This window comes from Pseudomonas fluorescens, assembly GCF_018614775.1.
Lineage (GTDB): Bacteria > Pseudomonadota > Gammaproteobacteria > Pseudomonadales > Pseudomonadaceae > Aquipseudomonas > Aquipseudomonas fluorescens_BY.
On record NZ_JAGGOF010000007.1, the window covers coordinates 1 to 25,051 of the forward strand.

Sequence of the window (25,051 nt, forward strand, 5' to 3'; positions counted from 1 at the left end):
AGATATCTGTTCAGACATGTTGGCGCTCCATATCGGTTTCGGTTACGCCGTTTACTGATCGGGTTTCCAAGCCCGGTCGCTGGGTTGCAGCGACGGAAAAAGGTTAGCGACAACCCTTCCCACCCGGCAACCGCCAGAGATTGTCGGAAAAATCCGATCGGTTGTCTGATCATTCCCACAGAGGTAGGTCGTCTGTCAGACCGCTATCGCGAGCAGGCTCGCTCCCACAGTTGGATCGGGTACAGCCGGGAGAGATAGGTCGGCTCTTAGGCCGCCTCGCGAGCAAGCTTTGCTCCCACAGGTTGCCCACCGCTCAGCTTCCAGAACTCAGCGCCACAGAGCTGACGGGGGTGCAACCAGAAAAGTCAGGTCGGCTGTTAGCCCGCCTTCGCGAGCAAGCCCGCTCCCACAGGGGGGCTGCGTACAGCCGGAAGAGATAGGCCATTCCCGGCTCAGAACCACTCATCCCGCATCGCCAGGCACGTATCATCCCGCGCCTCCAGCAACGCCAGCTCATGGTGACACCCCGGCACTTCCCAAGTGAGGAAGTACCGCGCCGCCTGCAACTTGCCTTTATAGAAGTCGCTATCGGCAGCTTCCCCCCTGGCAAGGCCTTCCTCGGCACGAATCGCCTGTTCCAGCCAGCGCCAGCCAATCACCATATGACCAAACACCTTGAGGTACAGCGCCGAGTTGGCAAGGCTGCTGTTCACCTTGCCCTGGGCCAGGTCGGTCAACAGGCCGAGGGTGACGGTTTGCAGGCGCGCCACGAGGGCTTCCAATGGCTGGCGCAACGGCGTCAGTGAGTCGTGTGCCTGGGCGCGTTCAGTGGTGTCGGCCACCAAGCGGATCAGTTGCTTGAGCCCGGCGCCGCCGTTTTGCGCCAGTTTGCGCCCCAGCAGGTCCAGGGACTGGATGCCGTGGGTGCCTTCGTGAATCGGGTTCAGGCGGTTGTCGCGGTAATACTGCTCCACCGGGTATTCGCGGGTGTAGCCGTGGCCGCCGAGGATCTGGATCGCCAGTTCGTTGGCTTTCAGGCAGAACTCCGACGGCCAGGATTTGACGATGGGTGTCAGCAGGTCCAGCAACTCGTGGGCGTGCCGGCGCTCGGCTTCGTTCTCCAGGGTGGTGGTGTCGTCGAACAGGCGCGCCGCGTACAGGCCCAGGTCGAACGACCCTTCGACGTAGGCCTTCTGGGTCAGCAGCATGCGCCGCACGTCGGCGTGCTGGATGATTGCCACGGGCGTGGTGGTCGGGTCCTTGCTGTCGGGCACCCGGCCCTGGGGGCGTTCGCGGGCGTACTCAAGGGAATACAGGTAGCCGGCGTAACCGAGCATCACCGCGCCCATGCCGACGCCGATCCGCGCCTCGTTCATCATCTGGAACATGTAGCTCAGGCCGTGGTGCGGTTTTCCCACGAGGTAGCCGACGCATTCGCCGTTGTCACCGAAGTTCAGCGCCGTGGAGGTGGTGCCGCGCCAGCCCATCTTGTGGAACAACCCGGCCAGCAGCACATCGTTGCGCGGGCCAAGGCTGCCGTCGTCGTTGACCAGGAACTTGGGCACGATGAACAGGGAGATGCCCTTCACGCCTGGCGGCGCGTCCGGCAGTTTCGCCAGGACCATGTGCACGATGTTTTCCGACAGCGGATGATCGCCTCCGGAAATGAAGATCTTGTTGCCTTTGAGTCGATAACTGCCGTCGGCTGCTGGCTCTGCCCGTGTACGAATATCCGACAGCGAAGAGCCTGCGTGGGGCTCGGTCAGGGCCATGGTGCCGAAGAAGCGCCCGTCGATCATCGGTTGCAGGAAGCGTTGTTTCTGCTCCTCGCTGCCAAAGCTCTCGATCAGGTTCGCCGCGCCCATGGTCAGGAACGGATATGAGGTGGAGGCGGCGTTGGCCGATTGGAAATGCGCGAAGCAGGCCTGTGACAGCAACGTCGGCAGTTGCATGCCGCCGGCGTCGAAGCTGCGCGCGGCGTTGAGGAAACCCGCCTCAAGGAAGGCATCCACCGCCGGCTTCACCTCGGGAATCAGGATGGCCTGGCCGTTCTCGTAGCGCGGTTCGTTCTCATCGTTCTTGCGGTTGTGCGGCGCGAAATATTTCTCGGCGATGCTGCGGGCAGTCCCCAGGGCGGCGTCGAAGGTTTCGCGATTGTGCTCGGCGAACCGCTCGCGCTGGGTCAGGCCTTCGGCATCAAGGACTTCATACAGCTCGAAAGCCAGATTACGGGAACTGAGCAGCGTCTCGGACATGGCGGCCTACCTTGTTTGGAATGGGCCGAGTCTAGGTGCGGTAATAGAGGTTGAACAGGATGATTGATTTGGGTGATGGAAGGCCAGAACGCAGGGATCTGATCAGGCCTTGATCAATTGTGGGAGCGAGCCTGCTCGCGATGGCGGTGTGTCAGTCGACATCATTTCTGACTGAACCACCGCCATCGCGAGCAGGCTCGCTCCCACAGGGATTGCGGTTACCCAGGCACCCATTGCGAGTGCCTGGCTTGCAGTGGTTTAACCGATCGTCATCAGGCTGGCATTACCGCCCGCCGCCGCGGTGTTGACGCTCAACGCCCGCTCGATGACCAGGCGTTCCAGCGCGACGCCGGTTTCGCCCTGGGACAAGCCGTGGACCCCGACGATGGCGCCGGCACGCTTGGCCACTTGCTGGCAAACGCTGCGCAGTTGGTCCGAGTCGCCGTGGTGCAGGACCGCGTCGAACACTATCTCGTCCTTGGCCCAGTCGGAAACCCGCTGGATGCGCGCCTGAATATCCTGCGGCAAGCGTGCGAACAAGGCCTTGCTCGTGTCAGTTTCCGGCCACACGGCCGAGCCGCCGACGGCTAATACAGCCGCCAGTTGCGTCAGCAGATCGCCTTCCACATCGGCCAGGCACAGCACATGCTCGCGCGGCAGGATCGCGTAGCTGTTGCGTTCGCCGGTCGGGCCGGTCAGTTGGCGGGTGATACCGCTTTGCGACTGGGCCGCGAACTGCACGCACAGGGCGCTCAGTTCGGCGAGCTTCTGGCTGTCGGCCCAGGCTTGCAGGGCGGTCAGCGGTTTGCTCATGGCATCGCGCAAGCGCAGGTCTGGCGCGCTGAGGGCGTCGCCGCGGACGAAAGACTGCTGAATCGCGTCGGTAGGACGGGTCGACAGCAGGCGGTACAGGTACAGCGGACCGCCAGCCTTGGGACCGGTGCCCGACAGGCCTTCGCCGCCGAACGGCTGCACACCGACCACGGCACCGACAATGTTGCGGTTCACGTAGACGTTACCGGCATGGACGTTGTCGATCACCTTGGCGATGGTCTCGTCGATGCGGGTGTGCACGCCCAGGGTCAAGCCATAGCCGGAAGCGTTGATCTGGTTGATCAGCTGATCCAGCTCCTTGCGCTTGTAGCGCACCACGTGCAGCACCGGACCGAAGATCTCGCGCTGCAGTTCGTCGAAGCTTTCCAGCTCGATCAGGGTCGGCATCACAAAGGTGCCGCGCTTGCACTCGCCACTGTCGGCGATTGCCATCTGGTAGACGGTGCGGCCTTTGTCGCGCATGGCCTGGATGTGTTTCTCGATGCCGGCCTTGGCTTCGGCGTCGATCACCGGGCCGATGTCCACGGACAGGCGCTCCGGGTTGCCGAGGCGCGATTCAGCCATGGCGCCCTTGAGCATTTCGATGACACGGTCGGCGGAATCTTCCTGCAAGCACAGCACCCGCAGGGCCGAGCAACGTTGACCGGCGCTGTCGAAGGCCGAGGACACCACGTCGAGGACCACTTGTTCGGTCAGGGCCGAGGAGTCGACGATCATTGCGTTCTGGCCGCCGGTTTCGGCGATCAGTGGAATCGGCCGGCCCTGGTTGTCCAGGCGACCGGCGATGTTGCGTTGCAGCAGGCGAGCGACTTCGGTGGAACCGGTGAACATCACGCCTTTGACGCGCTCGTCACCCACCAGGCGGGCGCCGACGGTTTCGCCGCGGCCCGGCAGCAGTTGCAGGACGCCTTCGGGGATGCCGGCTTCGAGCATCAGACGCACGGCTTGTGCGGCCACCAACGGGGTTTGCTCGGCGGGCTTGGCCAGTACCGGGTTACCGGCGGCCAATGCTGCCGCCACCTGGCCGCTGAAAATCGCCAGGGGGAAGTTCCACGGACTGATGCAGACCACCGGGCCCAACGGGCGGTGGGCATCGTTGGTGAAATCGTTGCGCGCCTGCACCGCGTAGTAACGCAGGAAGTCCACGGCTTCACGCACTTCGGCGATGGCGTTGGCGAAGGTCTTGCCGGCTTCGCGGGCCAGCAGGCCCATCAGCGGCTGGATCTCGCCCTCCATCAGGTCGGCGGCGCGCTCGAGGATCGCGGCGCGTTCGGCCGGTGGCGTGGCCTGCCAGATCGGCGCGGCGTTGAGGGCGCACTGGATGGCATTGTCGACGTCAGCGACCGTGGCTTCCTGCACGTGGCCGACCACGTCGCGATGATCGGACGGGTTCAAAACCGGCGCCGGCGTTTCTTCACTGGCGGCGCAACCAAGCATCGGCACGGCTTTCCAGTCGTTATGGGCAGTGGCCAGCAACGCACAGGACAGCGACGCCAGGCGATGTTCATTGGCCATGTCGATGCCGCTGGAGTTGGCGCGTTCGCTGCCGTACAGGTCGCGCGGCAAAGGAATGCGCGGGTGCGGCAGGCCGAAGCCACCTTCCAGGGACGCCATCTGCTCGATGCTGGCGACCGGGTCCGCCACCAGTTCCTGAATCGAAATGGACTGGTCGGCGATGCGGTTGACGAACGAGGTGTTGGCGCCGTTTTCCAGCAGGCGACGAACCAGGTAGGCCAACAGTGTTTCGTGGGTGCCGACTGGAGCGTACACGCGGCACGGACGGTTCAGCTTGCCTTCGGAAACTTTCCCTACAACTTGTTCGTACAGCGGTTCACCCATGCCGTGCAGGCACTGGAATTCATACTGGCCCGGGTAATAGTTCTGACCGGCGATGTGATAGATGGCCGACAGGGTATGGGCGTTGTGCGTGGCGAATTGCGGGTAGATGGCTTCCGGTACCGACAGCAGCTTGCGGGCGCAGGCGATGTAGGAAACGTCGGTGTACACCTTGCGGGTATACACCGGATAGCCTTCCAGGCCTTCGACCTGGGCGCGCTTGATTTCGCTGTCCCAGTAGGCGCCTTTCACCAGGCGGATCATCAGACGATGACGGCTGCGGCGGGCCAGGTCGATGACGTAGTCGATCACGTACGGGCAGCGCTTCTGGTAGGCCTGGATGACGAAGCCGATGCCGTTCCAGCCGGTCAGCTGCGGCTCGAAGCACAGGCGTTCGAGCAGGTCCAGGGACAGCTCGAGGCGGTCGGCTTCCTCGGCGTCGATGTTCAGGCCGATGTCGTATTGCTTGGCCAGCAGGGTCAGCGACAACAGGCGCGGGTACAGCTCTTCCATGACGCGCTCGTACTGGGCGCGGCTGTAGCGTGGGTGCAGGGCCGAGAGCTTGATCGAGATGCCCGGGCCTTCATAGATCCCACGACCGTGGGAGGCTTTGCCGATCGAATGGATGGCTTGTTCGTACGAAGCCAGGTACTTCTGGGCGTCATGCTCGGTGAGCGCGGCTTCCCCCAGCATGTCGTAGGAATAGCGGAAGCCCTTGGACTCGAATTTATTGGCGTTGGCCAGCGCTTCGGCGATGGTCTCACCGGTGACGAACTGCTCGCCCATCAGGCGCATGGCCATGTCGACGCCCTTGCGGATCATCGGCTCGCCGCTTTTGCCGATGATGCGGCTCAGGGAGGAGGTCAGGCCCGCTTCATTATGGGTAGCGACCAGTTTGCCGGTCAGCAACAGGCCCCAGGTGGCGGCATTGACGAACAGCGACGGGCTGTTGCCCAGGTGCGGCTGCCAGTTGCCGGTGCTGATCTTGTCGCGGATCAGCGCGTCGCGAGTGCCTTTGTCGGGGATGCGCAGCAGTGCTTCGGCCAGGCACATCAGTGCCACGCCTTCCTGGGACGACAGGGAAAACTCCTGCAGCAGTCCCTGGACAATCCCTGCACGGCCGCCAGCACTTTTCTGGTTACGCAGTTTTTCCGCAATCGAAGCTGCCAGCTTGTTGGTGGCTTCGGCCATCTGTGCCGGTAGACGCGCCTGCTCCATCAGCATCGGCACCACTTCCGGCTCGGGGCGACGATAGGCGGCGGTAATGGAGGCGCGTAGCACCGATTGCGGCAAGATGCTCTCGGCAAATTCGAGGAAGCACTGGTGGGCGTGGTCGGCCTGGACCTCGCCGGCATCGTCGCTGTCGGCACGGGGCGAACCGTTCAGCTCAGTCAGGGTTGCACCACCCTCGAGTTTTTCCAGGTAATTGAAAATCGCCTGCTTGATCAGCCAGTGAGGCGTGCGATCAATCGAGGTCGCGGCGGCCTTGAGGCGCTCGCGGGTCGGGTCATCGAGTTTGACCCCGAGGGTGGTGGTAGCCATATTTTTATCCTCATGTTTACCACGTATCGCGTGGCATCAGCTGGCGGCAAGATTAGCTGTGCGCTGAATGAGGTGCAACCGGGTGCAACCCTTTTTTTGATGAAATAACAGGCTGCTCATCAGGAAAACATTCTCGGCCGCACTCCCTTGCCTCGTCTTAGTGCCAGGGGTTCTAGCGGTAGCCATGCAGCTGCACTAAAAAGGAGCAAAAAGCCGGGCTTTTGCGATAAAACCGATAAGGTGCAACTTATTCGAGCGAAACTGGTTGCACCTAATTTCGGTTCTTGCATAGCATTCGCCGCCAAGGTGCAACCGGTTCTGAGCCGAGGGGCATCGGCCGATGGCTTTCCTGGGGAAACATCGGTCATAAATTCGCGGGTCTACAAGCGTCGCTACACCCTCGGTGTGGCCGACGTTTGCAACTGCCACCGCACCATAAAAACAAAGCCAGGGCGTAACTCATGAGTGTTAGTAATCCCACCTTGATCACCTTCGTGATCTATATCGCAGCCATGGTCCTGATCGGCCTGATGGCTTACCGCTCCACCAACAACCTTTCCGACTACATCCTGGGCGGTCGCAGCCTGGGCAGTGTGGTCACCGCGCTCTCTGCCGGTGCCTCCGACATGAGTGGCTGGTTGTTGATGGGCCTGCCGGGCGCCATCTACATGTCCGGCCTGTCGGAAAGCTGGATCGCCATCGGCCTGATCATCGGTGCCTACCTGAACTGGCTGTTCGTGGCCGGTCGTCTGCGGGTACAGACCGAGCACAACGGTGACGCGCTGACGCTGCCGGACTACTTCGCCAGCCGTTTCGAAGACAAGAGTGGCGTGCTGCGGATCATCTCCGCCGTGGTGATCCTGGTGTTCTTCACCATCTACTGCGCATCCGGCATCGTGGCCGGCGCCCGTCTGTTCGAAAGCACCTTCGGCATGTCCTACGAGACGGCGCTGTGGGCCGGTGCTGCCGCGACCATTGCCTACACCTTCGTCGGCGGCTTCCTGGCCGTCAGCTGGACCGACACCGTACAAGCCACCCTGATGATCTTCGCGCTGATCCTGACGCCGATCATCGTGCTGTTGGCCACCGGTGGCGTGGACACCACGTTCCTGGCGATCGAAGCGAAAGACCCTACGTCCTTCGACATGCTCAAGAACACCACCTTCATCGGCGTGATCTCGCTGATGGGCTGGGGCCTGGGTTACTTCGGCCAGCCGCACATTCTGGCGCGCTTCATGGCCGCCGATTCGGTCAAGTCGATCGCCAAGGCCCGTCGCATCTCCATGACCTGGATGATCCTGTGCCTGGGCGGCACCGTGGCCGTCGGTTTCTTCGGTATCGCCTACTTCTCGGCTCACCCTGAAGTGGCGGGCCCAGTGACCGAGAACCATGAGCGCGTGTTCATCGAGCTGGCGAAAATCCTGTTCAACCCATGGATTGCCGGTGTACTGCTGTCGGCCATCCTGGCGGCGGTGATGAGCACCCTGAGCTGCCAGTTGCTGGTGTGCTCCAGTGCCCTGACCGAGGACTTCTACAAGACCTTCCTGCGCAAGAACGCTTCCCAGCTGGAACTGGTCTGGGTCGGTCGTGCCATGGTGTTGCTGGTGGCGTTGATCGCCATTGCCCTGGCGGCCAACCCGAATAACCGTGTACTGGGCCTGGTGAGCTATGCCTGGGCCGGCTTCGGTGCCGCGTTCGGCCCTGTTGTCCTGATCTCCGTGATCTGGAAGAACATGACCCGTAACGGCGCATTGGCAGGCATCCTGGTCGGTGCGATTACCGTGATCGTCTGGAAGCACTTCGAGCTGCTGGGCCTGTACGAAATCATCCCGGGCTTCATCTTCGCCAGCCTGGCCATCTATTTCGTCAGCAAGATGGGCTCGCCTACCGCCGGTATGATGCAGCGCTTCGAGGCGGCCGAGAAGGATTTCCGCTTGAACCAGTAAGTGGGTTCAGCGAGGCCCTGATAGCTCGCTGAAGGTTGTATAAGGAAACGGCCCGTCGCCAATGGAGACGGGCCGTTTTTTATGGGGCCTCAGTTTGTATTGGCATCGGATTGGTTGAGAAAGATCTGCATCACCCAAGCAGTGCTTATTCGCTACAGTTTCAACGCACCATATCCCAGAAACCCCGCCGTGATCAGCTTCGCTGGGGATGCCCCGTCAGTAGCTCCAAGACACGTCCATGGCTCGGTGATGAAGCGATAATGGGCGGTGTTCTCCGGGAAGATGATACCCGAGCATCACGCTGAATCGGGTGTCCGTGACTTCCATCCACCTGGACCGCCGCCAGTCGACCGTTTGTCGCTTCTGTCATATCTAACAGTTCAAATTTGAACATCGCACAGGCTACTACACAGTTATTCATTATCGATTCGTCTGCTATGAAGCTGACAGCATGGAATTTGGTGAAACTCCGCGCTTAATTTCAATCATAAGCAGTACCACAGCGCATAACTGGGAAATAGAACTATGAACTCTCACCTTCAGGAACTGCCTGACAATTCAATTACCGAAGCCAAACTCACACGCCGCCTGTCTGCACGCATAGGCGCCTTGTTCTGTTCCGTCTCCGAAATGTTGGAAGATGTCGATTTGAACTATTCGTCTCTGTCGGTAGGAGACATCCTCCTGGCGCAAGGCTTCCGATATGAAGTCTTGGTAGAAACGGCCGCACCTCATCTCGTGACTGGAGGGGGGCTGAAACTTCGTGTGCTCCCCGACGCATCGGAGCGTATATCGTTGGCGGCATTCGGTGCAGACCCTTTAGGCAACGAGGATTGCTTGCCTGCTTTGCAGAAAGCAGCAAGCGCAGCCAACGAGGCGCAAGCAATGCTGGTAGCAAGGGGCCGGTTCAAGCTTCTCAATAACGGCCTCGTTGAACTCACCACCGATTGCGATTTCTCTGGCGCCATATTCGATTGTTCGTCATGGTCCGGGCGCTTCGTCTTCGGAAGAAAAAACAGCGCGGAGACCTTCGGGCCAGACTCCCCCGTCGTCAGGCTTTTGATGAGCTCTCAGGATCTTGACGTAGGCTCGTCACGATTTTCGGGTTGGTTCGGCCGTCCAGAAGTCAGTGACAGCTTTGTCATCATCTACACCGAACAGGATTTTTATACCTATCGCTCAGCCGCAAGAAAGCGGATTGAATTAAACAGAGTCTATAAAGACGGTGTTGTGTCATCGCCATTAAGGTATTCCCTGGCGGGCATAAATGTGTCCTCTGTCAAAGTGTTTCGAATGGAAGAGCGGCGACGCACAGTCAAGGGGTTGACGCTGGATATCCGTGACAACGCTGAATCAAATGAATATGTGCGTGTAAGCACCAGTTTGCTCGATCTGGATGTGCGCTTCATCCAGGATGAAAATATTTATACGCCACGGAATCCAACCTATATTTATTTTTCTGAATGTTGTCAGGTCAGGGCTCGCACGGAGATGCAATGGGCCATTCGGAACGAAAATTTCAACTATGCCTATAACTTTCAACTCAATACCTGCTACGACATTGAAATAACGCCACATGCCGAGGGTGAGGGGTGGGGTGCCACCGGTAATAATCTTTGCCAGCGAGTTACCCTCCGAGACGGCGTACTGAGTCGTGTGGATTTCCATGAGCCATTCATGGAGTGGTTACGATTGCGCAACATGGTGGTAGGACATAGCGGGATTCTTGTTACGGCGCTCGGCAATTTAGACCTCGATACGGTTACGTTCCACGCTCGTAATATGGCGAGTCGCAGCGACGGATTCGTGAAAGGAAGAGGCGATACGGGTGGGTTCTGCGATGGCGATCTCCTGATGCGTAACATCACGATCATCAGCAATAGAGGCGTCGGCGATCTGGAGCTTCTCCTGCATACGCAAAGCCCTGGTACAGCAAAACCTGCGGGGACCCCAATCAAGTATCGGTTCTGGCGCAGGATCATTGTCGATGGTCTCGAATATCGATCCCAATTGGATGTGCCGCAACGGCTCTGGGTCAGGCCCGGTCGAATCCAATTCGCCGACGCTTCAATCGCAGTATGCGAGGAACTCAACATCCATAATGCTCATGGCTCCGGCCTGAACGTGGATGTAAATCTCGATGACAGGCTCCCTTCAAAAGAGTCCATGTTCGCGCTCAAACTCGACTTGGAAAACATCGTTGGCGAAACCATTGCTACACAGGGTAATAACGCTAATTTCCGAGTAATTGCATCCATAAGAAGCTGTCGTGGCTTTGGTCAGGAAGACGGAATCGCCTTAAAGCCACAAGCGCCAGGTGAATACACCATAACAGGCGGTTGCGTCTCAAGAATCAGCTGCTCCGCTCCCCAACCTCCAATTGCGCCTGTCCTGCTCCAAGCGTACGGCACAGTTATCGTTGATGCCGACGATGACCAAGACTTGGTCACTGCTGGACATATCTGCGATATCCGCTTAGTAGATTGCACATTCAGAGTACCGGTGCAGGACAGGCTTGCCACACTACTGGGGGTACTGCTGGAACGCCCAAAATTCTTCATCAATAACACCAGAAAACTCTGGCCTCTTGGCGAAGACCTGCATGGGAAGCCTGGAAGCCTTGAGTTACCTCATCCCCCCCGCGAAGGGCAAAAGATCAGGCTGGTAATGGGCTACACCAGTAACTCGACTGCCACCGAAGTGGAATTGCTTATTCCTGCCGTGGGAGGGCGTACGGTATTTGTCGGCTTTCATGAGGACGATGAGCAAGGCTTGGGTATTTTGCATCGCATCGCGGAGACCACTCTCGCCTTATCGGGCCCTGTCTGGTTCAGGTATATGCGTCTCGGATGACAAGACGCTCGGACGTTATCACGCCCCTGGAAGTACCAAACGCCGTTATGGCGTAAGAAACCGCTGATTCATTCGTGCGACGGTTGACTGCTATGCAGAAAGTGTCTATCGGAAAATACAGCGCGCGTTGCGGCTTTTATCTCCCCGCTTGTAAGGCAAATCTGTTTTTCATGACGTCCCATCAACTCTCTGTGCGGCTCGTGCAAAATCGCCGGCCTTCATTCAGCAGAGGCACATCGGATGTTCGCACCTGCCCATCCATCCCGGTTCACGCTGACGCTCGATGGCGAACCCAGTGAATTCAAGGTGCTTGAATTCAAGGCCAGGGAAGCCATCAGCCAGCCTTATCACGTTGATCTGGAGTTGGTCAGCGAACGGTCCGACCTGGCACTGGAAGCACTGCTGCATCGCCAGGCCTACCTGGGTTTCGATGATCGGCGGCGCGGCATCCACGGCCAGCTCTACAGCGTGGCCCAAGGCGATTCGGGCCAGCGCCTGACCCGATACCAGATCACCCTGGTGCCACGCCTGGCTTATTTGCGTCACCGCATCAACCAGCGGATTTTCCAGCACCTGAGCGTGCCGGCGATCGTTACCCGGGTGCTGGGTGACCATGGCATCCAGGGCGATGCATTCCAGTTCAGCCTCGGCGGGCAATACCCCGAACGTGAGTATTGTGTGCAGTACGCCGAGAGCGACCTGGCCTTTATCGAGCGGATCTGTGCAGAGGTCGGTATTCATTACCACTTCCGGCACAGTCCTGGCGGCCATCTGCTGGTGTTTGGTGACGACCAGACCGTGTTCCCCCGGTTGCCCGAGCCGACGATCTATCAGCCGGGCAGTGGCCTGGCTGCCAGCGAGCCGGCGATCGGTTGCCTGGCGGTGCGGCTCCAGGCCCGGACCACGGCAGTGACGCTGCGCGACTACGACTTTCGCAAGCCCGGGTTGTTGTTGCAAACCAGCCTCGACACTCAGCAGCAACCGGCGCTGGAGGATTATCGCTACCCTGGGCATTTTTCCGACCGCGAGCATGGCCGGCACCTGACCCAGCGTGCGCTCGAACGCCATGGCGCCGACTACCGGCTGGCCGAGGGGCGCAGTGATCAACGCGCGCTCGTCAGCGGGCATTTCCTGCACATCCAGGGGCATCCTCGGGCGCAGTGGAATGACCTCTGGTTGCTTACGGCAATCACCCACCATGGCCGTCAGCCCCAGGTACTGGAAGAGATGGCCGATGAGCGTCCGGATGGATTCCAGGGCTACCGCAATACATTTCAGGCCACGCCTTGGGAGGTGTCCTACCGTCCGCCCCTGCCTCTTGAAAAGCCACGCGCTCATGGTTACCAGTCAGCGGTGGTAACCGGGCCCGCTGACAGCGAGATCCATTGTGACGAGTTCGGGCGAGTCAAGGTGCAACTGGTCTGGGACCGCGACGGCAAACGCGATGAGCATTCCAGTTGCTGGCTACGGGTCGCCTCCGGTTGGGCCCATGATCGCTACGGCGGGGTGATGATTCCCCGGGTTGGCATGGAGGTCCTGGTAGGGTTCATTGATGGCGACGTGGACAAGCCGCTGGTGGTGGGTTGCCTGCCCAATGGTGCCAACCCGGTGCCGCTGGACCTGCCAGCCGAGAAGACCCGCAGCCTATTGCGCAGCCAGAGCAGCCCCGGCGGGGGCGGCTACAACGAATTGCGCATCGAGGACCGCAAGGGCGCCGAGGAAATCTACCTGCGGGCCCAACGGAACTGGACGCAGCATGTGCTGCATGATCAGCGGGTGCAGGTCGATCATGAGCGCAGCGTTGTCGTCACGGGGACGGCGCGGCACGAACACAAGGCTGATGAACTGCGCGTGACCCATGGCCGCCGCCAGGCTGAGGTCCGACAGGACGATCACCTGCGGGTGCTCGGTGAGCGGCATATTCGCGTGACCAGCCAGGTGCTCAGCGCCAGTCGACAGTTTCACGTCGGCGCCGGCCAGCAGGTGGTGCTGGAGGCTGGCGTCAGCGCGACGATTCAGGCCGGTGGGCACTGGATCAATATCGGCGCCGCAGGGATCTTCAGCAGCGTGCCCATCGAAGTGGGCGGTGCGCCGATGGCCGTCATGGCGTCAGCACCAGGCTCGCCTCGCAATCCCGAAGACCCGGTCGCCGCTGCGGCCCCTCGGCTTGCCCTTGCACAAATCCTGAGCCTGCAAGGCCAGGCGGCGTTTTGCGAGGAGTGTGAGCGTTGCAGAGGGGGTGCCTGCGCAGTGCCATTGGTCTCTCACCCGTCTGTTGAAACGCAGGTGCGCCCATGACGCCCCGTGCCTGGCTTCAGGACCAGCCCTTGCAGGCCAGCGAGCAACTCTTCGCCATCTTCAGCAGCGCCAGCGACGGGGGGGCGGCATCTGCCTGGAAACACTCGATGACTGCGCCGGCCAGTCCGATCTGGGCGGACACCCCTTACGCAGAGTGGGAATCGGTCATGCCCTATGTAGGGCTTGTCAGCCCGGACAGTGGGTTTCTTGACTGGATAGCGACCACCGATGCGCTCGATTGGGGCTGGCTGGCGGTGTCCTCCGCCGGCCAGCAAGCCTTGGCGGAACATCTGCGTGGGCTTACCCAAGTCCTGTTGCCCAGTGGCAAACCGGTATTTTTTCGCTTCTGGGACGGGCGGTTTGTGTTGCCGATCCTGCAATCGGCGCAAGTCGATGTCGGACAGTTATTGCCGGCGATCGACCGTTGCCTGATCAACAGCCAGTCGCTTGACGTCGGGGGAAATGCCCAGCGGCAGGCTCGGGCATTTCCCTGGTGGGCAGTGCCGGAGGGCGTACTGAAGTCACTGGCGAAAGATTCGGCTGATTGCCTGGTGGATAACCTGCTGAACTGGCTGGACGCGGAGCATCCGCAGCTGTTCGAGCGGGTCGCCGAGTGCATCCTGCGCCGCAAGATTGCGCATTTTCTCGACACCCCAGGGCTGGCTCAGGCGCCAAGGGCGGCGTTGCTGGAATACCTGGCGCAGGAGCTGGGATGATGCTTCAGGTTCATGGCCGGGAGCACCCGCTCGGCTGTGAACCCTGACGTTCGGTGCGCTTCAAGGTAAACTCGTTGCCCTTCGCAGGAGCCGCCATGAACTATCGTCACGCCTTCCACGCCGGCAATCACGCCGACGTGTTCAAACACCTGACCTTGACCCGCCTCATTGCCCTGATGTCGCGCAAGGAGCAGCCCTTCGCCTACCTCGATACCCACGCGGGCATCGGGCTGTACGACTTGCAGGGCGACCAGGCCAACCGCACCGGTGAATACCTGGAAGGCATCGCGCGTTTGTGGGACCAGGATGACCTGCCAGCGCTGACAGCCGACTACATGAAGGTGCTGCACGACATGAACCCGGACGGCCAGTTGCGCTACTACCCGGGCTCCCCGGAGCTGGCGCGGCGCCTGACCCGTTCGCAGGATCGCGTGTTGCTCAACGAGAAACACCCCGAAGACGGTGTGCTGCTCAAGGACAACATGAAAGGCGACCGTCGCGTGGCGGTGCACCTGGGTGAAGGCTGGCATGTGCCCCGGGCGTTGCTGCCGGTGGCCGAGAAGCGCGCCTTGATGCTGATCGATCCACCCTTCGAACAGCTTGACGAGATGCAGCGCTGCGCCGCTTCCCTCAAGGAGGCCATCGGCCGGATGCGCCAGACGGTGGCAGCGATCTGGTACCCGGTGAAGGATCAGCGTCTGTTGCGCCGCTTCTACCAGGACCTGGCCGGAACGGGGGCGCCAAAGCTGTTGCGTGTGGAACTGCTGGTGCACCCGCTCGCCACGCCCAACAGCCTGAACGGCTCCGGCCTGGCGATCGCCAATCCGCCGTGGGGGCTGGAAGAGGAATTGCGCGAGCTGCTGCTATGGCTGTCGAAAAAGCTTGGACAGACCCAGGGTGGGTGGCAGATGGATTGGTTGATTGCCGAGAGTTGATCAACGTCTGGCAGGCCGCAATCGCGAGCAGGCNNGCGGTGGGTCAGCTTGCATCAGTGTCGACTGTGCCGCCGCCATCGCGGGCAAGCCCGGCTCCCATCGTTATCCGGTGTGAATCCGGCATCAGCGTCTGAACGCAGATCCCCTGTGGGAGCGAGCTTGCTCGCGAAGCTTTTCAAGCTATATCGGGCAGGTCACGCCCGTACCGCCGATCCCGCAATACCCTTCAGGGTTTTTCGCCAGGTATTGCTGGTGATAGGCCTCGGCGAAATAGAACGTCGGGGCTTCTTCGATTTCGGTAGTGATGGTGCCCTTACCGGCCTTGGTCAGCTCCGCCTGGAACACGTCTTTGCTGTGCTTGGCGGCAGCCAGTTGATCTGGGTTGGTGGCATAGACGACCGAGCGGTATTGGGTGCCGATGTCGTTGCCTTGGCGCATCCCCTGGGTCGGGTTATGCAGTTCCCAGAACATCTTCAGCAGCGCTTCATAGCTGATCTTCGCCGGTTCGTAAACCACCAGCACCACTTCGCTGTGGCCGGTCAGGCCTGAACAGACTTCTTCATAGGTCGGATTCGGCGTGAAACCGCCAGCGTAGCCCACGGCTGTACTGACCACGCCTTCGCGTTGCCAGAACCTGCGCTCGGCGCCCCAGAAGCAGCCCAGGCCGAAGATCGCGAATTCCACGTCCATGGCAAACGGCCCCAGCAGGGGCGCGTCGTGGACGAAATGTTTCTCCGGCACGCTCATGGGCGTTTCGCGGCCAGGCAGCGCCTGTTCTTGAGTAGGAAGCACGTTTTTGTTCACCAGGATTTCCGAGCGCAAGACCATCTTCAGTCCTCTCAGTCAGATTGAGTTGAGCGAGTTCACGCAATAAGACTGTCAGTGTGCCCGAGTGTTACAGCGCTGTCAGTCAATTGGCCCACGCGGGTAGCGCTTGAGCTTCTCGATCAGCTCGGCGCCGGGGATTGGCCGGTCGAACAGGTAGCCCTGGCCGACGTCGCAACGGTGGCGCCGCAGGAACGCCAGTTGCTGGGCGGTTTCGATGCCTTCGGCCACGACCTTGAGCTTCAGGTTGTGGGCCATGGCGATCACTGCCGAGGTGATTTCCATGTCGTCCTGGTTGTCCGGGATTTCGTGGATGAAGCTGCGATCGATCTTGATGATGTCGATCGGGAATTTCTTCAGGTAGCTCAAGGACGAGTAACCGGTGCCGAAGTCGTCCATCGCCAGGGTCAGGCCCAGGCGCTTGAGTTGATCGAGCTGCAGGTGGGTGTCTTCTGTGGCTTCCAGCAGCAGGCCTTCGGTCAGCTCCAGTTCCAGCAGCCGGGCCGGCAGTTGTTCTTCCTTGAGGATGCTGGCGATGGAGGCGACCAGGTCAGGGTCGGAGAACTGCTTGGGTGACAGGTTGATCGCCACTTGCAGGTTGCCCAGACCAGCGGCGGTCAATTGCTTGGACATGCGGCAGGCCTGGCGGGCAATCCATTTGCCGATGGGGATGATCAGCCCGGTCTCTTCGGCCACGCTGATGAACTGGTCGGGGCGGATCATGCCCTTTTCCGGATGGTTCCAGCGCAGCAGCGCTTCCATGCCCAGCAGGCGCCCGCTGCGCAGGCACAACTTGGGCTGGTAGAACACGTCCAGCTCGTTCTGGGTCAGCGCGCGGCGCAGGTTGTTTTCCACGAACAGCTTGTAGCTGGCCTCGGCATTCAACGCCTCGGTGAATATCTGCACCTGGTGCTTGCCGTTGGCCTTGGCCTTGTGCAGGGCAAGCCCGGCGTTGCGCATCAGCGTCTGGGGGTCGCGGCCGTGCAGCGGCGCACAGGCCAGGCCCACGGAGCCGGTCACGCTGATCAACTGGTTATCGACGAACATCGGTTTGTCGAGGGTCATCAACAACTGGCTGGCGACTTGCTGCCCGGCTTCCAGGTCCGTGTCGTCCAGCAGCACGGCGAACTCATTACTGGCGAACCGTGCCAGGCTGCCGCTGGGGCTCAGGCTGTTGCGCAGGCGCCGGGCCAGGCTGATCAGCAGTTTGTCACCGGTCTGGTGGCCGAGGCTGTCGTTGATGCGCTTGAAGTTGTCGATGTCCACCAGCAGCAGGCTGATGGGCGAGTCGCTGTCCCGGGCGAAGCGTTCATCGAGGTTGCGGATGAACGCCGGGCGGTTGCCCAGGTTGGTCAGGTTGTCGGTGTAGGCCAGGCGCTCGATGCGCTGCTGGGCCAGCTTGGTCTGGGTGATGTCTTCATAGATGCCGATGTAATGGGTCAGTTCGCGGTTGTCGCCGTAGACCTTGGAAATCGACAACTGGCCCCAGTACGGTTCCAGATTCTTGCGGCGGCTTTTGAACTCGCCCTGCCAGCTGTTGTTCTGGGCCAGCGCCGACGGCGCGTCGAACAGCAATTCGCTGAGGTTTTCCAGGGCGGGCAGCTCGGACAGGCGCTGGCCATGGACTTCTTCGGTGGAGTACTGGGTGATCGCCGTGAAGCTCGGGTTGACGTATTCCACCACGCCATCGCAATTGACCAGCAGGAATGCATTGGCGCTCTGTTCCACGGCGCGCTGGAACAGGTGCAAGGCGTTGGTGGCGGTTCGTCGATTATGGTTGTTGATGACCTGGGCGAACTGGTCCGCCAGCTCACCGGCAAAGGCGATCTCGTCCGACTGCCAGGCGCGAGTGGCGCCAACCTGCTCCAGGCACAGCACGCCCACCACCTGGCCATCGATGCGCACACTGGCGTCGAGTATGGCGTTGACATCACGGGCGCGCAGGCTCTCGGCCATTTCCCGGGTGCGCGGGTCGCGCATGGCGTTGTGGGCATCAATGGCGCGGCAGGTCTGCAACGCTTCCATGTAGTCGGGGTACTCGTCGGCGTTGATCACCGCCGGCAGGAAGTGCGCCTGGGACGCCCGGTTGAAGGCCGAGATCGGCACCAGCTTGCCATCCTCGAGGTTCCAGATGCTGGCGCTGTCGATCTGGTAGATGTCGCAGGCACTGCGGGTAATGAGTTCGGCCGCTTCGAGCAAGGAGTTGTTGGCGCTGTAGCGTTGCCGGGTCAGCAGCAGGATCAGGTCCTGTTGGGCGCGTACCCGATCCAGATGCTGGAGTTGCTCCTGCTGGGCGCGCTGGTTGAGCTCCAGGGCCATCTGCAGGCGTGAGTTCTGGGTTTCCAGGTCGAGAGCGGGCAGGGAGGGCTCGTCTTGCGGCAAACTTTCCACCGCCAGCAGGTACCCGCGCAGCAGGTGACGATTGTGCTGCTTGTACGCTTCGCCGGTTTCCAGCAGGTTCATCGGGCCCTTGGCGGTGTGCAGCGTATAGCAGATCTGGTAGTGCGAGCCCTCGGCCAACTGCTGCTGGATCGCGTCGTGCAGTTGGTAGCGCGCTTGCGGTTCCATCAGGCTGGCATAGGGTGCGCTGACCAGCGAGCAGAGCTCCACCGCCGGCAAGCCGAAGTAGCGTTCGCAACTGGGGTCGAGGAACAACAGCGCCCAGCTTGCTTCATTCAGCCGTTCGAAACGCAGCATACCGAGCCGCGAGGGCACCGGTAACTGCGTCACTACCTCGGCCGCCATACGGCTGGCGGCATCGGGTTGGCTTTTCATGGAGAAACTCGCTTCGAAAATGCTGATCGCGCCGGGCTGACGCCCTCGTTCTTACGGACTGCCGCAAGGTTGCATCATTGCGGCACTGGCTGACAAGAGAGATGAAGGCCAAGTGCTATAAACCTTTTATCGGCCGACGAGAGGATTTCTTCAGTCACGAGCCGATCAGAGGGCACGGAAGCGGCTCCCGCTTGTCATCGCAACGGGATATCGACGGTCTGCAAGGGCATGCCGTCACGGTTGTGAAAAGTGACTTGAACGCTCTGGGCCGTGACGTCCAGGCGGGCGAAGTTGTCCTGGCTGACGACGTTGCTGGTCAGTTCATAAACATATTCACCGCTTTGCGTCCGGGCCATGGGCCTGTCAAAGACAAAATCTGTGGCCTTGGCATAAGGCAACAACTTGCTGTTGTAGAACGGCGACGACACCACGGTGTTGACCTCGAAATCAGGATCCCCGCTGTGACGCAGGCGGCTGGTCATGGAGCCGTGGACGTCGCCCGAGACGAAGATCACGTTTTTGATAGCGTGGCTGCGGATGGTTTCCAGCAGGCGCAGGCGCTGCTGTGGGAAAGCCTGCCAGGCATCTCCGTCATTGCGCTTGCTGTCGGGATAGAACATGACGCTGGTGACGACAAATTTGACCCGGGCAGGGCTGCTGACCAGCCAGTTGAGCAGCGCCCTCTCCTGTTCGTCATCCAGAATGCGTCGATCCTGCGCCGACAGGTTGCGCTGGGTGCGGCTGTCGGTGACGAACCATTCGACATCGCCATGGGCGAACGGGTACCAGTATCGCGTCAACGACTTATTCAGCGTTCCGTCGCCCAGACGTTCGTGGGCAGGACCATGGCTGGCCTGATAAAGCGCGTAGGCACTCATGGCATTGGCATAGAGCACCTCATCGTTGACGGTTTTGTTGGCGGGCCAGTTGTCTTCGATTTCATGGTCGTCGAGGATCATGTAAGTCGGCACTTCGGACATCAATCGCCGGATGTGCGGTTGGGAAAAAGCCGTGCGGTATTTGAAGAGAATGTGCTTGTAGGTCCGGTCCGGGGCCACCACATTCAAGTCGTCGAGATACACCTGGTCGCCGATCATCAGCACCGCGCTGATCGGCGGGTTGGCTTGCGCCACGACGCGATTGATTCCGGCAAAGGTTCGGTCCCCGAGCCCGGCCAGCGAGGGTAACCCGCCAGTGATTCGCAGGTATCGGCAGGAGCCGACGATATACGCCCGTGGCGCGCCGGCCTCCCTGGCTGGCGTGCGCAGGCAGTAGGTTTCACTGGGCCACCGCAGCGGCAGCTCCTGAACGGTTTCCAGCGTATGGGGCGGGCTTGGCGGGCTGAACCAGCCCGCTTGATATTCATAGGCGGTGCTGGCTTGAAGACCATTCAGCACGATGACATCGGACATGTCGCGGTAGGCCTTCAATTGAACAAATTGGCCTTTGGACCATGCTGCATCGCCTTGGCGCCGGTGACGAATACCGGCGAATACCCGCTTGTTGTGGTGATCACCCCGCAGGAATATCCGTGCGTGATCAGTTGTGGTGTGCCCGACGATAGGGCCGACAGTAGGTTTGAACATATTCGAGTCCATTCGAAATGCAGCGTTTTCAAAGTGTTTGTCGCGAGCGATAAGTTGTCGCGGTGTACCGATGCTAAAGCCCGGTGCTGAATAAATATTGGTTGGGAAGGGGACGTAAGTTGTGGGTAATGACTAATAGGGGATGTAGTCATTTATGCGGGGAGGGGTAGGAAGGTTCTGCAGTGTCTGATCTTTTCTCCGGGCAAAAAAAGCCCCGCCAGATGGGCGGGGTTGAGGTACGAGCGTGGCGCTCGGAAAACAGCGCTCCGAATGGCCCTCCGCAGGGAGGGCCGCCCGGGATTACAGCAGGATGGTGCGGATGTCGCCCAGCAGGTCGCTCAGGCGCTTGGTGAAGCGTGCAGCGGCGGCGCCGTTGATCACCCGGTGATCGTAGGACAGCGACAGGGGCAGCATCAGCTTCGGCTGGAACGCCTTGCCGTCCCAGACCGGCTGGATGGTGGCCTTGGACACACCGAGGATCGCCACTTCCGGCGCGTTGACGATCGGCGTGAAGCCGGTACCGCCAATGTGCCCGAGGCTGGAGATCGTGAAGCAGGCACCCTGCATGTCGTCTGCGGTGAGCTTCTTGTTCCGGGCCTTTTCGGCCAGGGCAGCCGCTTCGGCAGCCAGTTGCAGCAGGCTTTTCTGATCGACGTTGCGGATGACCGGTACCAGCAGGCCTTCCGGGGTGTCGACGGCAAAGCCGATGTGCACGTATTTCTTGCGGATCACAGCCTTGCCGCTTGGGGCCAGGGACGCATTGAAGTCCGGCAGCTCCTTGAGCAGGTGTGCGCAGGCCTTGAGCAGCAGTGGCAGTACGGTCAGCTTCACGCCGGCTTTTTCAGCCACGGCTTTCTGCGCGACGCGGAAAGCTTCCAGCTCGGTGATATCGGCCTGGTCGAACTGGGTTACGTGCGGGATGTTCAGCCAGCTGCGGTGCAGGCTCGACGCGCCGATCTGCATCAGGCGCGTCATTGCCACTTCTTCGGTCTCGCCGAAGCGGCTGAAGTCCACTGCCGGGATCGGCGGAATGCCCGCGCCCCCCGAAGCCCCTTCAGCCGGTGCGTTCTTGGCCTTCTGCATCATGGCCTTGACGTAAGCCTGCACGTCTTCCTTCAGCACGCGACCGTGTGGGCCGCTCGAGCCGACGGCCGACAGCTCGACGCCGAACTCACGGGCCAGTTGGCGCACCGCAGGACCGGCGTGCACCTTGGCACCGCTGGGCGCAGGTGCGGCAGCAGGCGTCGGGGCTGGAGCAGCCTCGGCCCTGGCGGCCGGCGCGGTAGCCGGAGCCGGAGCCGCTTCGGCCTTGGCAGCCGGTGCAGCAGCAGGCGCTGGCGCGGAAGGTGCCGAAGCACCGGCCACTTTCAGCTTCAGGATCAGGTCACCAGTACCAACTTCGTCTTCCAGCTTGATCTCGACGCTTTCCACCACACCGGCGGCAGGCGACGGGATTTCCATGCTGGCCTTGTCGGATTCCAGGGTGATCAGCGACTGGTCGGCCTCGACGGTGTCACCGACCTTGACCAGCACTTCGATGATCTTGGCCTTGCCCGACGAACCGATGTCCGGCACATGGATGTCCTGGACGGAAGCGGCGGCCGGCGCAGCAGCCGGCGCTGGAGCCGCTTCGGCAGCCGGTGCGGCAGCAGGCTTTTCAGCCGCCGCCGGGGCTGCGGCAGGCGCGGCCGCTTCAGGCGCCGCAGTGGCGCCCTCGACTTCCAGCTCCAGCAGCTCGTCGCCTTCTTTCAGGCGATCGCCCAGTTTCACTTTCAGGCTCTTGATGACACCGGCCTTCGGCGCAGGCACTTCCATGCTGGCCTTGTCCGATTCAAGCGTCAGGATGCTCTGGTCGGCTTCGATACGGTCGCCGACCTTCACAAACAGTTCAATTACTTCACCTTCACCGCTGCCGATGTCAGGTACGCGAATGAGTTCGCTCACGAAAATTCTCCTCAGCAGTCCAGTGGGTTGCGTTTTTCCGGATCGATGCCGAACTTGACGATGGCCTCGGCCACCACCTTGGGTTCGATATCGCCACGGTCAGCCAGGGCTTCCAGGGCTGCCAACACAACGAACTTACGGTCGACTTCGAAGAAGTGACGCAGCTTCTTGCGGCTGTCGCTACGGCCGAAACCGTCGGTGCCCAGCACCTTGAATTCCTTGGACGGAACCCACTGGCGGATCTGTTCGGCGAACAGCTTCATGTAGTCGGTAGAAGCAATGACCGGACCTTTACGACCGTTCAGGCATTCTTCGACGTAGCTCAGCTTCGGCTTCTGGCCGGGGTGCAGGCGATTGCTGCGCTCTACGGCCAGGCCGTCGCGACGCAGTTCGTTGAAGCTGGTGACGCTCCAGACATCGGCACCGATGTTGAACTCTTCACGCAGGATCTTCGCCGCTTCACGCACTTCACGCAGGATGGTGCCGGAGCCCATCAGCTGCACGTGGTGCGCCGCTTCGCGGGTGTCTTCCTCGAGCAGGTACATGCCCTTGATGATGCCTTCCTCGGCGCCGGCCGGCATGGCTGGCTGCTGGTAGGATTCGTTCATCACGGTGATGTAGTAGAAGACGTCCTGCTGCTCTTCGGTCATCTTCTTCATGCCGTCCTGGATGATCACCGCCAGCTCGTAGCCGTAGGTTGGATCAAAGGTGCGGCAGTTCGGGATGGTCGCCGCCAGGATGTGGCTGTGACCGTCTTCGTGTTGCAGGCCTTCGCCGTTCAGCGTGGTCCGGCCGGCGGTACCGCCGATCAGGAAACCACGGGTCCGGCTGTCGCCGGCGGCCCAGGCCAGGTCGCCGATACGCTGGAAACCGAACATCGAGTAGAAGATGTAGAACGGCAGCATCGGCTGGTTGTGGCTGGAGTACGAAGTACCGGCAGCGATGAACGAGCTCATGGCGCCCGCTTCGTTGATGCCTTCTTCGAGGATCTGGCCCTTCTTGTCTTCCTTGTAGAACATCACCTGGTCTTTATCGACTGGCTCGTAGAGCTGGCCGACGGACGAGTAGATGCCCAGCTGGCGGAACATGCCTTCCATGCCGAAGGTACGGGCTTCGTCCGGGATGATCGGGACGATGCGCGGGCCGATTTCCTTGTCCTTGACCAGTTGCGCGAGGATCCGCACGAAGGCCATGGTGGTGGAGATTTCACGGTCGCCCGAGCCGTCCAGGATAGCCTTGAGGGTATCGAGTGGCGGGGTCGGGATGCTGAAGCTCTGGGCGCGACGCTGGGGCACGAAACCGCCCAGCGCGGCACGTCGCTCGCTCAGGTAACGGGCTTCGGCGCTGCCTTCTTCGGGCTTGAAGAACGGCAGGTTTTCCAGCTGGTCGTCCCGGACCGGGATGCTGAAGCGATCGCGGAACAACTTCAGGCTGTCGACATCGACTTTCTTGGTGTTGTGCGCGGTGTTCTTCGCTTCGCCGGCACCGGTGCCATAACCCTTGATGGTCTTGGCCAGGATGACGGTCGGGTGTTCCTTGTGGTTGACCGCTTCGTGGTACGCCGCGTAGACCTTGTACGGGTCGTGGCCGCCACGGTTGAGCTTCCAGATCTCGTCGTCGGACAGATCGGCAACCATGGCCTTGAGTTCCGGCGTGTTGAAGAAGTGCTCACGGACGAACGCGCCGTCCTTGGCCTTGTAGTTCTGGTACTCGCCGTCGATGACTTCGTCCATGCGGCGTTGCAGGATGCCGTCGACGTCCTTGGCCAGCAGCGGGTCCCAGAAACGGCCCCAGATGACTTTGGTGACGTTCCACTGGGCACCGCGGAACACGCCTTCGAGCTCCTGGATGATCTTGCCGTTGCCGCGAACCGGGCCGTCGAGGCGCTGCAGGTTGCAGTTGATGACGAAGATCAGGTTGTCCAGCTTCTCGCGGCCGGCCAGGGAGATCGCGCCCAGGGATTCCGGTTCGTCGCACTCGCCGTCGCCCAGGAAGCACCAGACTTTCTGCTTGCCTTCCGGGATGAAGCCGCGGGCTTCCAGGTACTTCATGAAACGTGCCTGGTAGATCGCCTGGATCGGACCCAGACCCATGGACACGGTCGGGAACTGCCAGAAATCAGGCATCAGCCAAGGGTGCGGATAGGACGAAAGGCCCTGGCCGTCGACTTCCTGGCGGAAGTTGTTCATTTGTTCTTCGGTGATCCGGCCTTCCATGAACGCACGGGCATAGACGCCTGGCGAGGTGTGACCCTGGAAGTAGATCAGGTCGCCGCCGTGTTCTTCGGTCGGGGCCTGGAAGAAGTAGTTGAAGCCGATGTCGTACAGGGTGGCGCTGGAGGCGAAGCTGGAGATGTGACCGCCCAGGTCAGAATCTTTCAAGTTCGTGCGCATGACCATCGCCATCGCGTTCCAGCGTACCAGCGAGCGAATGCGGCGTTCCATGAACAGGTCGCCAGGCATGCGTGCTTCGTGGGTAACGGGGATCGTGTTGCGATAGGGCGTGGTGATGGCGTAGGGCAATTGCGAACCGCTGCGGGTCGCGAGTTCGCCCATACGGGTCATCAGATAATGAGCACGGTCTTCGCCTTCTTTGTCGAGAACCGATTCCAGGGCGTCCAGCCATTCCTGGGTTTCGACGGGATCGAGGTCTTGCATGGCTTGCTCCAGGGCGGAAAGGCTACCAGAATCGGTTGCCTGAGTTTGC

12 protein-coding genes are annotated in these 25,051 nt (G+C 60.9%); 5 read left to right on the forward strand and 7 right to left on the reverse strand.

What is annotated here, in order from left to right:
- Window positions 1-452 precede the first annotated feature (452 nt).
- Complete coding sequence (locus J7E36_RS01670; protein ID WP_214999253.1) at window positions 453-2,255, reverse strand: acyl-CoA dehydrogenase; 1,803 nt, start codon at window positions 2,253-2,255, stop codon at window positions 453-455.
- A 258-nt stretch (window positions 2,256-2,513) separates the two neighbouring features.
- A complete protein-coding gene (gene putA, locus J7E36_RS01675) occupies window positions 2,514-6,467 on the reverse strand; it encodes a trifunctional transcriptional regulator/proline dehydrogenase/L-glutamate gamma-semialdehyde dehydrogenase (protein WP_214999255.1) in 3,954 nt (1,317 codons plus the stop codon).
- A 461-nt stretch (window positions 6,468-6,928) separates the two neighbouring features.
- Between putA and putP the strand changes: the two genes are divergently transcribed.
- The 5 genes from putP to J7E36_RS01700 all read left to right on the forward strand — a co-directional run bounded on the left by putP (window position 6,929) and on the right by J7E36_RS01700 (window position 15,215).
- On the forward strand, window positions 6,929-8,413 hold the full coding sequence (gene putP, locus J7E36_RS01680) for a sodium/proline symporter PutP (RefSeq protein ID WP_214999257.1): 1,485 nt from the start codon (window positions 6,929-6,931) through the stop codon (window positions 8,411-8,413).
- A gap of 525 nt (window positions 8,414-8,938) precedes the next feature.
- Entirely contained in the window at window positions 8,939-11,266 is a 2,328-nt protein-coding gene (locus tag J7E36_RS01685) for a hypothetical protein (RefSeq protein WP_214999259.1), read from the forward strand.
- A gap of 240 nt (window positions 11,267-11,506) precedes the next feature.
- Window positions 11,507-13,564: a type VI secretion system tip protein VgrG gene (locus J7E36_RS01690; RefSeq protein ID WP_214999261.1), complete on the forward strand. Its 2,058-nt coding sequence runs from the start codon at window positions 11,507-11,509 to the stop codon at window positions 13,562-13,564.
- A complete protein-coding gene (locus tag J7E36_RS01695; RefSeq protein ID WP_214999263.1) occupies window positions 13,561-14,280 on the forward strand; it encodes a DUF4123 domain-containing protein in 720 nt (239 codons plus the stop codon). The genes J7E36_RS01690 and J7E36_RS01695 overlap by 4 nt, the downstream gene beginning before the upstream one ends.
- A gap of 95 nt (window positions 14,281-14,375) precedes the next feature.
- Window positions 14,376-15,215, forward strand: a complete 840-nt coding sequence (locus tag J7E36_RS01700; RefSeq protein ID WP_214999265.1) for a 23S rRNA (adenine(2030)-N(6))-methyltransferase RlmJ — start codon at window positions 14,376-14,378, stop codon at window positions 15,213-15,215.
- A gap of 180 nt (window positions 15,216-15,395) precedes the next feature.
- On the opposite strand, the gene msrA is transcribed toward J7E36_RS01700, so the two are convergent.
- The 5 genes from msrA to aceE all read right to left on the reverse strand — a co-directional run bounded on the left by msrA (window position 15,396) and on the right by aceE (window position 25,002).
- Entirely contained in the window at window positions 15,396-16,043 is a 648-nt protein-coding gene (gene msrA / locus J7E36_RS01705; RefSeq protein WP_214999267.1) for a peptide-methionine (S)-S-oxide reductase MsrA, read from the reverse strand.
- A 78-nt stretch (window positions 16,044-16,121) separates the two neighbouring features.
- Complete coding sequence (locus J7E36_RS01710) at window positions 16,122-18,815, reverse strand: putative bifunctional diguanylate cyclase/phosphodiesterase (RefSeq protein WP_214999269.1); 2,694 nt, start codon at window positions 18,813-18,815, stop codon at window positions 16,122-16,124.
- A gap of 194 nt (window positions 18,816-19,009) precedes the next feature.
- The gene (locus J7E36_RS01715) at window positions 19,010-20,401 is read right to left on the reverse strand and encodes an alkaline phosphatase D family protein (RefSeq protein ID WP_214999271.1); all 1,392 of its coding nucleotides are present in this window, start codon (window positions 20,399-20,401) and stop codon (window positions 19,010-19,012) included.
- Between the two features lie 300 nt (window positions 20,402-20,701).
- Window positions 20,702-22,345 (reverse strand): dihydrolipoyllysine-residue acetyltransferase, encoded by a 1,644-nt coding sequence (aceF, locus tag J7E36_RS01720; protein WP_214999273.1) that lies wholly within the window; start codon window positions 22,343-22,345, stop codon window positions 20,702-20,704.
- Window positions 22,346-22,356: 11 nt separating this feature from the next.
- Entirely contained in the window at window positions 22,357-25,002 is a 2,646-nt protein-coding gene (gene aceE, locus J7E36_RS01725; protein WP_214999275.1) for a pyruvate dehydrogenase (acetyl-transferring), homodimeric type, read from the reverse strand.
- Window positions 25,003-25,051: the final 49 nt, after the last annotated feature.

Excerpts from the sequence above, each read along its gene's own strand:
- J7E36_RS01670 (WP_214999253.1), bottom strand. The coding sequence starts at position 2,255 with ATGTCCGAGACGCTGCTCAGTTCCCGTAATCTGGCTTTCGAGCTGTAT.
- putA (WP_214999255.1), bottom strand. The coding sequence starts at position 6,467 with ATGGCTACCACCACCCTCGGGGTCAAACTCGATGACCCGACCCGCGAG.
- putP (WP_214999257.1), top strand. The coding sequence starts at position 6,929 with ATGAGTGTTAGTAATCCCACCTTGATCACCTTCGTGATCTATATCGCA.
- J7E36_RS01685 (WP_214999259.1), top strand. The coding sequence starts at position 8,939 with ATGAACTCTCACCTTCAGGAACTGCCTGACAATTCAATTACCGAAGCC.
- J7E36_RS01690 (WP_214999261.1), top strand. The coding sequence starts at position 11,507 with ATGTTCGCACCTGCCCATCCATCCCGGTTCACGCTGACGCTCGATGGC.
- J7E36_RS01695 (WP_214999263.1), top strand. The coding sequence starts at position 13,561 with ATGACGCCCCGTGCCTGGCTTCAGGACCAGCCCTTGCAGGCCAGCGAG.
- J7E36_RS01700 (WP_214999265.1), top strand. The coding sequence starts at position 14,376 with ATGAACTATCGTCACGCCTTCCACGCCGGCAATCACGCCGACGTGTTC.
- msrA (WP_214999267.1), bottom strand. The coding sequence starts at position 16,043 with ATGGTCTTGCGCTCGGAAATCCTGGTGAACAAAAACGTGCTTCCTACT.
- J7E36_RS01710 (WP_214999269.1), bottom strand. The coding sequence starts at position 18,815 with ATGAAAAGCCAACCCGATGCCGCCAGCCGTATGGCGGCCGAGGTAGTG.
- J7E36_RS01715 (WP_214999271.1), bottom strand. The coding sequence starts at position 20,401 with ATGTTCAAACCTACTGTCGGCCCTATCGTCGGGCACACCACAACTGAT.
- aceE (WP_214999275.1), bottom strand. The coding sequence starts at position 25,002 with ATGCAAGACCTCGATCCCGTCGAAACCCAGGAATGGCTGGACGCCCTG.